We start from the raw sequence: 14819 nt of genomic DNA on the forward strand, positions 1-14819 counted from the left end.
CAGGAGAGGGACATGGAAGAAAAGGCAGACGGCGGCCGCACGGTCACGCTGAAGGATTTGGCCCGGGAGTTGGGTATTCATCCTTCCACCGTCTCCAGGGTCCTGCATTCGGGTTCCGATGTGGCCAAAGGAGCCGCCTCCGCTGCCACCGCGGAGCGCGTCCGTGAACTCGCGCGCAAGCTCGGCTACTCCCCCGACCCCCAGGCCGCGAGCCTGCGGACCCGGCGGACCAAGCTGCTTGGCGTTATCGTCCCCCGCCTCTCGGACCTGGTCCTGGCCATTATGTATGAGGGAATCGATGAGGCGGCAGCCGAGGTAGGGTACTCCGCGTTTGTGATGAACTCACGCGATGATCCCGAAGAACAGCGCCGGAAGATCGACCTCATGCTGGCGCGCCGGGTGGATGGCCTGATTATTGGCGACGCCCGCCTTGACGGCAGCCTCCTGCAGGAACTGACGGACCGGAAGGTCCCGTTCGTGCTGATGAACCGCAGGGTGCCGGGCTACCCTTCCGCCACCTGCGACGACGTGGTGGGCGGCGAGCTGGTGGCCGAACACCTGTGGGAGATGGGCCACCGGCAGGTAGCGGTGATTGCCGGCGAGCCGTACGCAAGCACCGCCGTCGACCGGACCGCCGGGTTCCTGGACCGCTGGCGTTCCCTGGGCGGTATCATCTCCGCCGACGACGTGGTGTGGTCCACATTCGATACGGCCGGCGGCCGGGAGGCCGCCGAGAAGATTCTCGCCAGCGGCAAGCCGCGGCCCACCGCCCTGTTCGCCGTCAACGATTTTGCAGCCATTGGTGCGATGGGAGCCTTACGATCCCACGGCCTCACTGTGGGACAGGATGTTGCCGTGGTGGGGTACAACGACACCTCCCTGGCGGCCGAACTTCCCATTCAGTTGACCTCGGTCCACTCCCCGATGGCGGAGATAGGACGTACGGCAGTGCAGCTTATCCAACGTGTGCTCAAGGGCGACCAACCCAAACCTGCACGGCTGACACCTACGCTGTACGTGCGGGAAAGCAGCGCCGCCAGGGTGACGGCGGAAGTGGCTGCCACCTAGGTCCCGGCGGCCATGATCTTCAACGCCAGCAGGCAGGTGGCGCGGACTTCACCATCATTGAGGTCAAGCCGCAAAAGCTCCTCGATCTTGCGCAGCCTGTACGTGAGGGTGTTGCGGTGAATGAAGAGCTCTTTGCAGGTCTCGCCGGTATTCCCGCTGTAGCGCAGGTACACCTCAAGCGTTGCGCGCAAGGCCGTACCGCCGTCGGACATCAACGGGGCCAAAAGCCGCCGGGACATCGCCACCAGCCCCGGCCCGGGCAGGCCCTCCACCACGCCGGCCAGGTCTGCGACAGGCGCCTGATGGAGACCGGGCTCCCCGACCCGGCGGCGGGCCAGCTGCAACACCAGCGGCAGTTCGCCCAGGCTCCCGCACTCAGAGACGACGGCGGAGAGCTCCGGTGCGTCCCGGAAGGACTTCCGGACGGCTTCCATCAGTTCAATACCCGGCTCGCCGCGCTGCACAAGCAGCGTGGTGAGGCTGGCCTCTTCCATGAACCGCACGGTCCTGAACTCACCCTGCAGGCCCACCCGCACCCGCCAGGCGATTGTCCTCAGCTTGACCGGCGCAACGTCCCCCGCGCCGCCGATCAGCACTGCACCCCACTCCCCCTCGGGTTCGAACCCGGCCTCCGCGGCGTAGCGCTCAAGGGCCGTCGCGGGAGTTCCCCGGGCCTCGTAGAGCGCCTCCATGAAGCGCGCGGCCTCCCGTGAATGCAGGGGCGACCGGGAGCCAAGGGTGTAGCTCAGCTGCATGGCAATGACCGCCGCTACCGGCCCCAGCAGAGGCTGCAGCACCACGCTGCTCTTGATTCCCTCGATGGCGAGCTTGAACCGGAGGATTCCGCCACTGGGCAGGCTCAGGGTGGTCCGGGCCGTTCCGCCCCCAGCTGTTCCTGCGGAAATGAGTTCAAAGCCGTTGTGGTCAAGGACGGCCACCCGCGCCCTGACGGCCGTGGCTACCCGCTCCAATACCTGCGCAAGCGAATGACCGCCGGCTGCCAGCCTGGTGCACTCATCCGCGAGCTCCCACCCGGCACGCAACTCGGCATACCGTTCGGACGCGATGAGCTGGTCCGCATGCCTCATCACCAGGACAAACGGCACCTCCGGAGGCAGTTCAAGTAACGGCAGGCCATGGGCTTCACAGGCCTGCACCAGTCCTGCAGGCAGATCGCGGTGCGCTGCGCCCAACCCGAAAACCAGCCCCGACACGGGAACGGACATCAGGCGCTCCACGTAGGCATCCCAGATCCGGTAGTCCTTGACGTTCAGGCCCATCCCGTTGGTCAACAGCAGCGCGTTGACACTGAGGAAGGGCGTGGGGTCCATATGCTCGGTGGGCGCGCACCAGGCGATGGGGCGGGCAAGGCGCCCCGGACTGCCGGCCGCGGCAAGGCGGATGTTCAACGCAGGATCTGCCACAAGATCGGCAACACGCATAAGAACACCTCCTGCTAGTGCAAGCATCATAATCCGCCTCGTCAGATTCGGCGATCTGCCCAATTCCCGCCGGGTCATCGCCTCTGTACCGTTGCCTGCATGCAGACTAATGTGACGGAAACCACGGCTGCCAAGGTGCTCCTGAATTCGGACCTGGGCGAAGGATTCGGATTGCACGAGTTCGGCAACGACGTTGCCCTGATGGAAATTATCGACGTCGCCAACGTCGCCTGCGGCTACCACGCCGGGGACCCGGATGTCATGAACCGGACCGTAGCCCTTGCCGCTGAACACGGCGTGGCCGTCGGGGCCCATCCCGGGCTGCCTGATCCCATGGGGTTCGGGCGCCGCCGAATGGTCCTCACCGCCGAGGAGGTTGAGTCGATCATCCTGTACCAGACGGGAGCCTTGACCGCCTTCCTGGCGAAGAACGGGCTATCCCTTAACCACATCAAGCCCCACGGCGCCCTGTACGGCATGCTCGCCGGAGACGAAGACCTGATGCAGGCGGCGGCCGGAACAGCAAAGCAGTTTGGTGTTCCGTTCTACGGACTGGCAGGCACTGCCCACGAATCCGTATGCCGTGCCCTGGGTGTGGACTTCGTTGCGGAACTGTACGTTGACCTCAACTACGGCCCGGCCGGCGAACTCCTCATCCAGCGGCGGCCCGCGCCCACAGACCCTGGAGCCGCCGCAGAACGTGTCAGCCGGGCGGTGGCAGGCGAGCCCGTGCCCGCCGTCGACGGCACTCCCCTGAACATCACGTTCCAAAGCATCTGCGTCCATTCCGATGCTCCCAATGCCGTCGCCGTTGCCTCCGCCGTTCGCAAGGCACTCAACTCACCCCGACCCACCCACTCCTGAAAGCGAGCACCACATGGCCACGATCGTTTCACCCCTTCCCGGAGTCTTCTACCGCAAGCCCGGACCGGGCAAACCCCCCTTCGCCAATGAAGGCGACACCATCGAAGTCGGCCAGACCATCGGCATTGTGGAAATCATGAAGCAGTTCACCGAGATCCAATCCGACGTCGCCGGAACCCTTGAATCCTTCAAAGTCAACGAGGGCGACATGGTCAACCCCGGCGACTCCATTGTGGTCATCAGGGAAGGATAAAGGCTGCCCATGAAACTGTTCATCGCCAACCGTGGCGAGATCGCCGTGCGGATCGCCCGGACCGCCCGCCAGATGGGCATTGAAACCGTCCTGGGGGTCAGCGAGCCCGATGCGGAATCACTCGCTGCCCGATCGGCCGACCACTACGTGGTGGTCGGCCCCGCCCAGGCAGCCGCCAGCTACCTCAACCAGGATGCCCTGGTCGCCGCCGCGAAGGAGCAAGGGTGCGACGCTGTGCACCCGGGCTACGGTTTCCTCTCGGAAAATGCCGACTTCGCCCGGAAGGTGGCAGACGCCGGCCTTACCTGGGTGGGCCCGAATGCGGACACCATCGCCATGATGGGCAACAAATCCCTGGCACGGGAATCGGCAGCCAAGGCCGGCGTCCCCGTGCTCCGGGGATCAGATGGCCCTTTGGACCCCCAAGCAGACGCCGTGGAAATTGCCCGCGGCACCGGGTACCCCTTGGTGGTGAAGGCTTCCGCCGGAGGCGGCGGCAGGGGCATCCGCTTCGTGCACGACGAAAGCGAGCTCCTGGCGACCATCGAGATGGCCCGGGGCGAAGCCGCTGCTGTCTTCGGTGACTCCACTGTGTACCTGGAACGTTTCGTGGAGCATGCCCGCCACGTTGAAGTGCAGGTCCTTGGTGACGGGACCAACTTTATCCATCTTGGTGACCGCGACTGTTCAATGCAGCGGCGTTCCCAGAAAGTGTTGGAGGAAGCACCGGCTCCCGACCTTCCGGAGGCCGTCCGAACCACCATTCGGGAGTCGTCCGTGGCTCTTGCCCGCGAATGCGGCTACCACGGTGCGGGCACGGTGGAGTTCCTGTACGACCCCGTCAACCACGAGGCGGCGTTCATCGAAATGAACACGCGCATCCAGGTGGAGCACCCCATCACCGAGGAGATCACCGGCGTGGACCTGGTCCGTGAGCAGCTACTCATAGCCATCACCGGATCCATGTCCATTTCCCAGGACGATGTGCGCTTTACCGGCCATGCCATTGAATGCCGCATCAATGCGGAAGACCCCAGTCAGCACTTCTTTCCCAGCCCGGGCGTCATCCAGTCGCTGGCGTGGCCATCAGGTAATGGAGTACGGGTGGACAGCGGAGTGGAAAGTGGCTCCGTTGTGAGCCCGTACTACGACTCCCTCCTGGCCAAGCTGATCGTCCACGCCCCCGACCGGGATGCCGCCATCGCGGCCACGCTGACGGCTTTGGAACAAACACAGATCGAAGGCGTTAAAACCACCGTTCCCGTCCATATGGCGCTCCTGGCACGGCCTGAATTCGCCGACGTCAACCACCACTCCAAGTTCATCGAAACCACACCCGACCTGTTAGGGGCAAAATGACCAGCGAAGCGGCCGTCCTCCCCGGTGCGCGCTACACCTGGGGCGGGGACGAATTCCTGTTCGTGGAAGTCTCCGAGGCCATGAGCCTGCCCGCGAATTTCAAAGTAATGTCCATCGCGGGCAGGCTCTCCGAGGCCCAGCTCTCGGGGATCGTGGACATCTGCCCCGCCAACGCCTCCCTGCTGGTGCGGTTCGATCCTGACGTCCTGCCTCCGGAACAACTGGAAACGGCTGTGCGTGACATCGAGCGCGACCTGATGAACCATCAGGAGCGGGCCCTGGAAACCAGGATCATTGAAGTGCCGGTCTGGTACGAGGACCCGTTCACCGCCGAAGTGGCGCAGCGGTTCCGGGAAGGCTTCCACCAGGAGCCCGACGGCAGCGACATCGACTACGCCGCCAAAGTCAACCACCTCAAGGACGCAGCGGAGTTCATCCAGCGGCACCACGAGCAGCCATGGCTGGTTTCCATGGTTGGCTTCGTGGCCGGGCTTCCGTTCCTGTTCCAACTGGTGGACCGGGACAAGCAGCTGGAGGTACCCAAATACCTCAGCCCGCGGACCGACACACCCAAACTTACAGTGGGGCACGGAGGATGCTTCGGCTGCATCTATTCCGTCCGCGGCGCCGGCGGATACCAGATGTTCGGCGTGGCCGCCGCCCCCATCTTTGATCCTGCCCAATCCCTGGAAGACTTCGCTGATTTTATGGTGTTCTTCCGCCCGGGAGACATCGTCAAATTCAAGCCCGTCAACGAGGCCGAATACAACGCAATCCAGGCAGAAATTTCCGCCGGGACCTTCCGCTACCGGCAGGCGCCCGTGACCTTCGAGCTGTCCAAGGCACTGGCCGACCCCGAAGCCTACAACCGTGAACTCATGGAGGCCCTCAATGGCATTTGAAATTGCGAACCCCGGCCTGGCCACCACCGTCCAGGACCAGGGGCGCACGGGCCACTACAACGTGGGTATCCCGCAAAGCGGGTCCCTGGACCAATACTCTGCTGAACTCGGAAACGCCCTGGTGGGAAACACAGCACGGGAAGCTGTCCTGGAGTGCACATACCTCGGCCCCGTGCTGACCACCGACAACGATGTGGCCATCGCCATCACGGGGGCCCCTGTGGAGGTGAAGGTCAATGGGGAGTCACGGCCCGAATGGACCCGGCTGAGCCTCAGGGCCGGCGATGAACTCTCGTTCGGTGTCATCAAAGGCGGCACACGCTATTACATCGCCGTCCAAGGCGGCATCGACGTCCCGGAGGTACTGGGAAGCCGGTCTACGTACGGGCTCGGGGGGATCGGTGGATTCAAGGGCCGCAAGCTCGAGGCGGGCGACGTCGTTCCCGTGGGCGCACCTCTCAACAATGGAAAGCTGCCGTCGGCACAAACCATTCCTGAGGAATTCCGGCCCGTGTACACAAAGGAGCAGGAAGTCCGCATTGTCCTGGGTTTGTACGATCACCGGCTCACGGACGAGGGACGGGAGAATCTGCTCAACGAGGAATGGAAAGTGACCCCGGTGGCTGACCGGATGGGGCTGCGCTACTCCGGCCCGGGGGTTAAATGGAAAGAACGGGAACAGCCCTTCGGCGCCGGGTCGGACCCCTCCAACATTGTGGACGCAGGGTACGCCGTGGGGTCAATCCAGATTCCCGGCGGGACCCAGCCCATCATCCTGCACCGTGATGCAGTCTCTGGTGGGGGCTACGCGATGGTGGGCACTGTCATCAGTGCCGATATGGACCTGGTGGCCAGAGCGGCCCCCGGGACAGCAACGAAGTTTGTGGCCGTCAGCCAAGCGGAGGCCCTCGCGGCCCGCAGGGAACTTGCTGAGCTCAAGGGCAAGGCATGGGCAGCGGTAGGCGCAAGCCCGTTGAATCTTAGGTGATCTTTTCGTGCGCCGCGGCAGCACGGACCCGGACCGGTCTGCTCCATACTGATTCCTGCGCTGCGGCCTATTAACTCCCGGGCTTACTCCGGATAGCTTAGGCTGTGCCGATGGACAGGTGGAAGGAAAGGCGGCGAACGGTCCCTTCCCAGGGGGCGGACCTGGCAGTCTTCGAATACGGCCCGGACCCGTCACCGGATACCCCTAGCCTGCTCCTGGTCCACGGCTACCCGGATGATCACCGCGTGTACCTCCCGCTCATTCGTGAACTGGCGGAGACTTGCCACGTGATTGCTTATGACACCCGCAATGCGGGGTCCTCATTTACAACGGGCAAGCCGGGGAGCTTTGTGCTGCAGGTCCTGGTGGATGACTTGTATGCAGTCCTGGCCGCAACGCAGGCCTCTTCAGCTCACCTCGTGGGCCACGACTGGGGGTCCATCCAGGGATGGGCAGCTGTCCAGGACCCTCGTGCCGCCGGAAGAATCAGCCGCTTCACCAGTGTGTCCGGCCCGGATCTGGGGCATTTTTCCTGCTGGCTGCGTCAACGGCGGAGCCACCCGCGCGGTTGGGCACAGCTGGTGGGGCAGCTCCTGCGCAGCCATTACGTTGCCGTCTTCCAAATTCCGGTGTTGCCGGAAGCACTTTGGCGCCTTGTCTTCACCGGCATCTACGAGAGGGCTGCCGGCCGCCCGGTGGGCAACAACCCCGTGCGGGGGCTTGCTCTCTACCGGGCAAATCTCCACGCCGGACGTCAACCACCGTCGCGGATATCGATTCCTGTCCATGTGGTGGTCCCGGTCAAGGACCCGTTCCTTAGCCCGGCTCTGGTTGACGGTCTGGAGGAGTGGGTGCCGAAGCTTAAGGTGACGAACGTGAATGCCGGGCACTGGTACCCGGAAACCCACGCTTTCGACTTTGCGAAGTTGCTGCAGGAATCCCTGGAGGGCACCACATGACAGAGTTCGAGGGCCAAGGCCTATCCTCGACCGCCCGCCGTGGCCGAGTAGCCCGCCGTCCTACCTCCGCCTCCCGCACCATCATTCGGTAGTGTCAGTCCATGGACGGCGACACCCTGCTGAATTTTCTGTTGGTCCTCTTTTTTGTGCTGCTGGGCGGGGTGTTTGCCGGCACGGAAATGGCGCTGGTTTCCCTCCGCGAGAGCCAGGTGCGCCGGATGGAGAAGTCAGGGAAACGCGGCGCCCGGATCGCAGCGCTGGCGGGCAACCCCAACCGGTTCCTTTCCACCGTCCAGATCGGCGTCACGCTCTCCGGCTTCTTCTCCGCAGCCTACGGCGCCTCCACCATCGCGCCCGACGTCGAACCCCTCCTCGCAGGCATCGGCTTCGGCGCCGCCGCGGAACCCGTCTCCTTCATCGGCATGACCTTGCTGGTGGCCTACCTCTCCCTAGTGCTCGGGGAACTGGTGCCCAAACGGCTTGCCATGCAGAGCGCCGTCGGCTTCACCAAGGTCCTCGCCCCTCCCCTGGGCGTCCTCTCCGAAATCATGCGTCCCGCCGTCTGGCTGCTGTCAGTCTCAACGGACGCCGTCGTGAGGCTCTTCGGCGGCGACCCGAACGCAAAGCAGGAGAGCGTCAGCTCGGAAGAACTCTGGGACATGGTGGCCGAAAGCGACATGCTGGAAGAAGAGAGCCGCAGCATCCTCTCGGACGTCTTCGGCGCCGGGGAGCGCTCCCTGCAGGAAGTCATGCGCCCGCGAACCGACGTAACGTTCATCAACGGCAACCTCAGCATCGCCGAGGCGTTCAGCATGGTCAGGGACGGTCCGTTTTCGCGTTATCCCGTGATCGACAAAACGCCCGACGACGTCCTTGGCTTCATCCACGTCCGTGACCTCGTGCCGCGGGACGGGAAGCACGACGACGGACAGGTCCGCGATATCGCCCGGGAGATCCTCCCGCTGCCGGGCACCAACAAGGTGCTGCCTTCACTGCAGCGTATGCGCAGGCTGGGCCAGCACATCGCGTTGGTGGTGGACGAATACGGCGGCACGGACGGCATCGTCACTCTGGAGGACTTGGTGGAAGAGCTGGTCGGGGAAATTTACGACGAGTACGACGCCGGCGAGGACCCCGAGGACCGCGTCACCAAAGGCGACGGTTCAATCGACGTCGCCGGCGCGCTCATCCTTCAGGAGTTTGCGTCGGCGTCCGGCATCGAACTGCCGGAGGGGCACTACGAGACGGTGGCCGGGTTCGTCATTGACCGGCTGGGCAGGCTTCCCCGGACGGGGGACAGCGTGGAGGCGGACGGCCACACCCTGACGGTTACTGCCATGGACCGGCTGCGGATCGCCCGCATCCGGGTGACGCCGAAGGACGGGCAACCACACTCCTGATCCCGCTGGTCATGCTCGTTTCCAAAACGGTGAGCGATCATGACCCGGCCAGGTTCTCCAGGACATCAAGCGCGACGGCGGTCCCGTCCTCTTTCCGCAAGCGCTCGCCAACCTGCGCGGCCCGGTCCCGGCATCCCGCTGACTCGGCGAGGGCAGCGGTGAGCCGGTCCTTGGTGAGCCTCCTGTACGGCATGGGCTTCGGTGCCAAGCCTTGGCGGTGCAGGAGGTTGCCCCAGAACGGCTGGTCGGCGATGAAAGGCACCACCACGGATGGAATACCTGCCCTCGCGACAGCATGGACCGTCCCCGCCCCGCCATGGTGGATGGCGGCCGCAGCCCGTGGCAGGACAAGGTGGTGGGGCACGGAGTCCCTGGCCAGCACGTCGGCCCCGCTCTCATGACGAACGTCCATTCCTCCCCACCCCCCTGCCACCAGGATGTTCAGTCCGTTCCTGCGCGCTGCCTCGATAACTGTCTCGCCCCGTTCCCTGGCGTCGCCGGCCTTCATGGAACCGAAGCCCGCATACACAAAGTCGCCGGCGTCCATGAAGTCTTTTAGCTCGTCGTCCATGTCCGCTGCCGTGGGCCTGGCGGCCCAGTGGCCTGTGAGGTGGGTTGTTTCGGGCCAGTCCGATGGGCGCGGCAAGAGGTGGGGACTAACGGGGACCATTGAGAAGCGTGTTCCAGCCCTTGATTTGCGTCCGGCAGGCAGCATCTTCAGCGCTGTCTTTAACTCTTTCCTGAACATCAAGGGACCGGCCTTAGCCACACCGTAAGTTGCACGGTTCAGCGGACCCAGGCTCGCCATACTCGTGAACGGTGCGGCGAACTCCCGTGTGGGGGTGAGTGGAACGGTCTCGACGATAACGGCCGGAACCCCAAGGGTCTCGGCAGCAATCGGCGCACTGAAAACCTTCGGGTGATACACCACAACATTTGGCGAGAAGGCCACAACGTGCTCCACAGCGGCGAGCAGCATCCGGCCCATCGCAGGCCGCATCACGGTTCGGAATGATTTGGCCGCGGCCCGCGGTGACACCCCCTGGTCGCCGATGAGCTGCGCGAAATCCATGCGCAGGCTGACGGTGTCCAGGTTCGCTATGTCCGCCCCGGAGTTGTCCGGAATGGCGATCTGGATCTGGTGCCCCCTTTCCTTGCCGGCCCGTGCCAGTGCCAGAAAGGGCTCGACGTCGCCGCGTGTCCCCGCGGTCAGCAGCAGGATCTTCATGACGCCCGGGCCGTCATGCCACGAGCCTCGCCACCAGCTCGCCGCGGCTGCCCACGCCCACCTTCCCGTACAGCGACTTCAGGTGGTCGTGCACCGTGTGCGGGGAGATGAACAGGCGCCGGGCGATGTCCGCCGTCGAATTTCCGGACAGCACCTCCAGGCAGACCTCACGCTCGCGGGCGGTGACCCCGTAGGCCAGGAGCAGCAGGTCGGCGAGGTCGTGCGTGGTGGCCGGTTCCACGGTAACCACCATCTGCTCCGGGCGGTCACCGGTGATCAGGCGGCTGGCCTGGAGCACCACCCAGTTGTTTCCGGCGTCGCGCATCCTGGCCCGCGCCGTTCCCGACGCCGCAGCGTGCGCCTGCGCAACTACGGCATGCAGCGTCATGCTGAACCGGCCGGGATCCGCTTCCTCCACCTCTGCAAGCCAGGTTGCCGCGGCAGGCGTGGCCGCCCGCAGCTCTCCGTGCAGCCCGGCCAGGACAATGACGGGCCCGACGGACGCCGGCCCCGTTTGGTGCCCGACGCGGACGGCGATCCTGGTTGCCGCTGCCAGCGTCGCCGCCACTGCAGCCAGGAACTCCACCTCCCGGTCCGTGAAGTCACGGCCGGCTTTCCGGAAGATGCTGCCAACTCCCCAGCAGGCGTCGTCCACCCGGAAGGCCGCACGGAGCTCGTGCTCCAGCCCTTGCGGCTTGAGCAGCGCGTTGATCCGGACGCTGCGGACCACCTCCCGGTGCGGGGCATCGGACATTCTGGCGATGGACTGCGGGCGCCTGAGAAGCTGAGCGAACGTGTTCGGTTCCTGACCCGTGTATTCGGTCTCAGCGAAGCGGGCGGAGTATTCCTCGTACTCCGCCTGGCCCACCGGCCACGGCCGCCAGTTGGTCACGGATGTCATCACCAGGGAGTCAGGATCGACGGCGGCCCAGCAGCCCTGTTCGAACGGCACCTGCTGCTGCACGACGGCGAGCGCCGAGGCGTGCAGGTCGGCCAGGTTTACACCGCTGGCGGCCAGGGCGGCGATGTCGCGCCGGGCACGCTCAGCGCGCTCCTCCCACATACGTCCAGTATCCGCCTGAGGGTCAAGCCCGCAATCCCCCAAAGTGGGGGTTCCCCAAGCACCCCGGAACCCCCGGTGAGGGGATCGCGGCCGGGGGCGCCGGCGTCGTACTTTTTCCTTATGAACGCCGTATCCCAGATTTTCGCGGTACTTGCCGCCGTGATCTACATCGTGGTGTTCCCGCTGGAGAGCTTTCTGATGCACCGGCCGGCGGCGCAGAAGTTCCTGAGCACGCCGCCGCAAAACGTTCCGGCCGTGATGATGTGGGCCATCCCCACCGGGTTCCGCAACCTGGCGATCGGTGTGGGAGTCCTAGCCGGGGTGGTGGCGGTGAACATGGGTTACCTGGTGGTGGGCTACACCCTGGTGATCTACTGCTGCGCGAACATGGTGCTCACCGCTCCAGCCATGCTCCTGGCGGACATGCAGGGCCACTACCCGAAGAGGGGCGACAGTATTCCGGGCACTCTCGGTGCCACGGTGCCGGCCCTGATTGCGCTGGTGGCGCTGCCGTTCTGAAGGGGTAGCACCGTTCGTTGACAGTGCTCCGGGGCGGATGTGCAATTGAATTGGCTCCGGCAAGCAGCCGAAACCAATCCACGAAGCGGCCCCCGCTTCCGTGAGGCCGCCCAAAATTGGAGGTCCACAATGGGACAGGCACGCGAAGTCATGGATCGCCTCACCACGGCCATGAATGAAAAGGACAAAGAAACGCTGGCACGTTGCTACGCTACAGACGCTGTGGCCTACACCCCCGATAAAGGGGAACTCCGCGGCCGGGACGCCGTCACCGAATACCTTTTCGGATTCTGGGAATCCATGCCGGATATCCGGTACGAACATGCGGCAAGGTACGAAACCGAAAGCGTAGCGGTAGATGAGGGTTTCGTCGTCGGAACCAATACTGGCCCGCTGCGCATGGCCACAGGTGAAACAATGCCGGCCACCGGCAAACAGATGAGGATCCGAAGCTGCGACATCGCCAAGGTTGTGGGCGGGGAGATCACCTCCCACCACTTCTACTTCGACCAGGTCGAGTTCCTGGCGCAGTTGGGATTGATGCGGGAAATGTCCGAGCATTGACGGGTTGCACTCCAGAACAACAAACGAAAGATGCCGTGGACACCCTGTGAAAGGTATCCACGGCATCTTGTTTACGGATTACTGATTCGACGATGCGTCTGTTGGGCAGTGGACCCTACTTGTCACAACCGATGCCGTCGCGGTCCCTGTCGAGGTGCGTTCCATAGCCCGGCGTGCCGGAGTACACCGGCGCTGCTCCTGCTGCCCGAGCTGCAGCGCAGTTGGGGAACGGACCCGCCACCGGTGCGGGCACGACGGGGGCGGGGGCTGGTGCCGGTGCGGGAACAAGTTTGGGAGCCGGTGCCGGTACGGGTGCCGGTTTCGCAGCTGCAGCCGCTGCGGCCTGCTCGGCGGCCAGTTTTGCTGCCGCCCGGTCAGCGGCTGCCTTGTCCGCAGCCACCTTGTCCGCCGCAGCTTTCGCTGCCTTTGCGGCCGTGGCTGCCTTAGCGGCAGCTTTGTCTGCCACGGCCTTTTCAGCAGCGGCCTTCTCCTCCGCGATCTTCTCAAGGGACTTGACGCCGAGGTGCACGGTGGAACCCTCAGCCACACTCGTGCCATCCGTCGGGTCCTGGGACATGACCAGCCAGTTCTTCTTGAGCATGATCGACTTGCCGTCGACAATGTCCACTGCCTCGACCTCGAACCCGAGATCTTCCAGCTGTTCCGTGGCCTTATCCAAAGTCAGGCTAATGACGTCGGGAACCGTAACAGCCTCTGCAACTGCCGCAACAGCAGTTGCGGTTTCTGTCGGCTGCACTGCCGCCTGCTTGCTGCCGCAACCGGTCAGCATGAGGCCGGTCAACACAACTAGTGTCAGCGTCTTTTTCAATTTTCCCCCTAGGAAATGGTTGTGGTGGTGATGCAGTAGGGCGTGGAAGCCCCAAGACTGTGGGTGCTACTCGCAGGCGACGCCGTCGGAATCGCGGTCCAGCCTGGCGCGGTAGCCTGCCTGCCCGGCGAAAAGCGGCGCGGCACCTGCAGCCCTGGCCGCCGCACAGTTGGCGTAGTAAGCGGCTGCGGGGGCAGCCGGAGCAGGGACAACGGGGGGCGGGGCCACCGGTGCGGGAGCCGCTGGAACCGGCGCCGGGGCCGCGGCAGCCGGAGCAGGAGCTGGAGCAGGTGCCGCCACTGGCGGTGCCGGCTCGGCAGCAGGCGCAGCGGCTGGTGCCTGCTGGTTGGTCGGTGCCGGCTGGTCCGAGCAGCTGGACAGGATCCTGGCCATCGCATCGTGCTCCGCCTGGGTGACCCACAAGCTGTAGGTCGCCTTCACTGAAATCTGCCGGGCGACATACTCGCACCGGAACCGCTTGTTCGGCGGCAACCAGGTGGCGGCGTCGCCGTCGCCCTTTTGCATGTTGGTGGGTCCGTCCGTTGCCTGCAGGTTCAGCGGATCATTGGCGAAGGCGATGCGCTGCTCCGTGGTCAGCTGCTGCGCGCCCTTCTGCCAGGCATCGCTGAGCGCCACAACATGGTCGATCTGGACCTTGCTGCTGGTGGCACTCCCCCGCAGGAAGCTGATGCTGGTGCCGGTGTACGGGTCCGCGAGGGTTCCGGACTGCACCTTGCAAGGGACACTGTTTGTGTAGGTGATCCCGGTCAGGTCGCGCTGCAGCATGTCGTTCCGGGTGTCGCAGCCGTTACGGTCAACGTCCGCCCACGACTGCCCGAACAGCCCGCGGTCATACCCCGTCTTCGGCGCCCGGCCCTTAATGGGGAGGGCTGCCAGCACGTCGATCGCTTTGGCGGCGAAGGCGGGCTGCGTCTTCGGAGCTGCCAATGCGGCGCCCTGGGCCACCACGGCGGTGGCCCCGGGATCCAGCGGGGCGCCCGTCTCCTGTGCAGTTGGAACGGACGACGGCGCCGGCGCCGCTTCCGCAGTTGCGCTCGCCTTGGCAGGCGCGGCCGAAGCTGTGCTTTCTGATGCAGCCACCTCGAGGTCGGCAGCAAACACCTGCGGCAGCGTGACGGCGCCGGCGGTAAAGAGTGCAAAAGCGACGGCAAGTGCCACGGCCCCCGGCCTGCGTGGAGGCTTCGCTTTTTGCCCGGACACCGGAGATGGTCCTGATCCCGGAAGGGCCCCGTAGTCCGACAATCTTTCCCCCATTAAAAATTGCCCGGCAAGTAAGCCGGGCCTTTTGCTAAACCGCATTGGTTATAGTTGGAGCCTATTTCTCCTAACGCGGATGAACCGTGAAACTGCGGCGAAGCTG

15 protein-coding genes are annotated in these 14819 nt (G+C 64.7%); 10 read left to right on the forward strand and 5 right to left on the reverse strand.

The features are described from left to right. Positions 1-12: 12 nt before the first annotated feature. Positions 13-1068 carry a LacI family DNA-binding transcriptional regulator gene (locus QFZ70_RS13370; protein ID WP_307096272.1) on the forward strand — a complete coding sequence of 352 codons (1056 nt, stop codon included), beginning with the start codon at positions 13-15 and terminating at the stop codon, positions 1066-1068. Here QFZ70_RS13370 and QFZ70_RS13375 read toward each other — a convergent pair. Then, positions 1065-2510 (reverse strand): PucR family transcriptional regulator, encoded by a 1446-nt coding sequence (locus QFZ70_RS13375; RefSeq protein WP_307096274.1) that lies wholly within the window; start codon positions 2508-2510, stop codon positions 1065-1067. The two genes, QFZ70_RS13370 and QFZ70_RS13375, sit on opposite strands and share 4 nt — an antisense overlap. A gap of 99 nt (positions 2511-2609) precedes the next feature. Between QFZ70_RS13375 and pxpA the strand changes: the two genes are divergently transcribed. The 7 genes from pxpA to QFZ70_RS13410 all read left to right on the forward strand — a co-directional run bounded on the left by pxpA (position 2610) and on the right by QFZ70_RS13410 (position 9235). Then, complete coding sequence (gene pxpA, locus QFZ70_RS13380; RefSeq protein WP_307096275.1) at positions 2610-3374, forward strand: 5-oxoprolinase subunit PxpA; 765 nt, start codon at positions 2610-2612, stop codon at positions 3372-3374. Between the two features lie 13 nt (positions 3375-3387). Then, positions 3388-3627, forward strand: a complete 240-nt coding sequence (locus QFZ70_RS13385; RefSeq protein ID WP_307096277.1) for an acetyl-CoA carboxylase — start codon at positions 3388-3390, stop codon at positions 3625-3627. 9 nt (positions 3628-3636) lie between these two features. Further along, a complete protein-coding gene (locus QFZ70_RS13390) occupies positions 3637-4986 on the forward strand; it encodes an acetyl/propionyl/methylcrotonyl-CoA carboxylase subunit alpha (RefSeq protein ID WP_307096279.1) in 1350 nt (449 codons plus the stop codon). Next, on the forward strand, positions 4983-5888 hold the full coding sequence (locus QFZ70_RS13395; protein WP_307096281.1) for an allophanate hydrolase subunit 1: 906 nt from the start codon (positions 4983-4985) through the stop codon (positions 5886-5888). The genes QFZ70_RS13390 and QFZ70_RS13395 overlap by 4 nt, the downstream gene beginning before the upstream one ends. Then, on the forward strand, positions 5878-6876 hold the full coding sequence (locus QFZ70_RS13400; RefSeq protein WP_307096283.1) for a biotin-dependent carboxyltransferase family protein: 999 nt from the start codon (positions 5878-5880) through the stop codon (positions 6874-6876). The genes QFZ70_RS13395 and QFZ70_RS13400 overlap by 11 nt, the downstream gene beginning before the upstream one ends. Positions 6877-6986: 110 nt before the next feature. Continuing rightward, positions 6987-7835 carry an alpha/beta fold hydrolase gene (locus QFZ70_RS13405; RefSeq protein WP_307096285.1) on the forward strand — a complete coding sequence of 283 codons (849 nt, stop codon included), beginning with the start codon at positions 6987-6989 and terminating at the stop codon, positions 7833-7835. Between the two features lie 101 nt (positions 7836-7936). Continuing rightward, entirely contained in the window at positions 7937-9235 is a 1299-nt protein-coding gene (locus QFZ70_RS13410; RefSeq protein ID WP_307096287.1) for a hemolysin family protein, read from the forward strand. 37 nt (positions 9236-9272) lie between these two features. Here the strand turns inward: QFZ70_RS13410 and QFZ70_RS13415 are convergent, their stop codons facing one another. Both QFZ70_RS13415 and QFZ70_RS13420 read right to left on the reverse strand, forming a co-directional pair. Beyond that, complete coding sequence (locus QFZ70_RS13415) at positions 9273-10463, reverse strand: glycosyltransferase (protein ID WP_307096289.1); 1191 nt, start codon at positions 10461-10463, stop codon at positions 9273-9275. A 13-nt stretch (positions 10464-10476) separates the two neighbouring features. Further along, the gene (locus tag QFZ70_RS13420; RefSeq protein WP_307096290.1) at positions 10477-11526 is read right to left on the reverse strand and encodes a helix-turn-helix transcriptional regulator; all 1050 of its coding nucleotides are present in this window, start codon (positions 11524-11526) and stop codon (positions 10477-10479) included. Positions 11527-11646: 120 nt separating this feature from the next. Between QFZ70_RS13420 and QFZ70_RS13425 the strand changes: the two genes are divergently transcribed. After that, positions 11647-12045: a DUF1304 family protein gene (locus QFZ70_RS13425; RefSeq protein ID WP_307096293.1), complete on the forward strand. Its 399-nt coding sequence runs from the start codon at positions 11647-11649 to the stop codon at positions 12043-12045. A 129-nt stretch (positions 12046-12174) separates the two neighbouring features. Further along, positions 12175-12609 carry an ester cyclase gene (locus QFZ70_RS13430; protein ID WP_307096295.1) on the forward strand — a complete coding sequence of 145 codons (435 nt, stop codon included), beginning with the start codon at positions 12175-12177 and terminating at the stop codon, positions 12607-12609. Between the two features lie 115 nt (positions 12610-12724). On the opposite strand, the gene QFZ70_RS13435 is transcribed toward QFZ70_RS13430, so the two are convergent. Continuing rightward, entirely contained in the window at positions 12725-13366 is a 642-nt protein-coding gene (locus QFZ70_RS13435) for an excalibur calcium-binding domain-containing protein (RefSeq protein WP_307096297.1), read from the reverse strand. A 138-nt stretch (positions 13367-13504) separates the two neighbouring features. Further along, entirely contained in the window at positions 13505-14617 is a 1113-nt protein-coding gene (locus tag QFZ70_RS13440; protein ID WP_307096300.1) for a DUF1524 domain-containing protein, read from the reverse strand. Positions 14618-14819: the final 202 nt, after the last annotated feature.

Origin of the sequence: Arthrobacter sp. V1I9 (assembly GCF_030817075.1) — a bacterium.
Classification (GTDB): Bacteria; Actinomycetota; Actinomycetes; order Actinomycetales; family Micrococcaceae; genus Arthrobacter.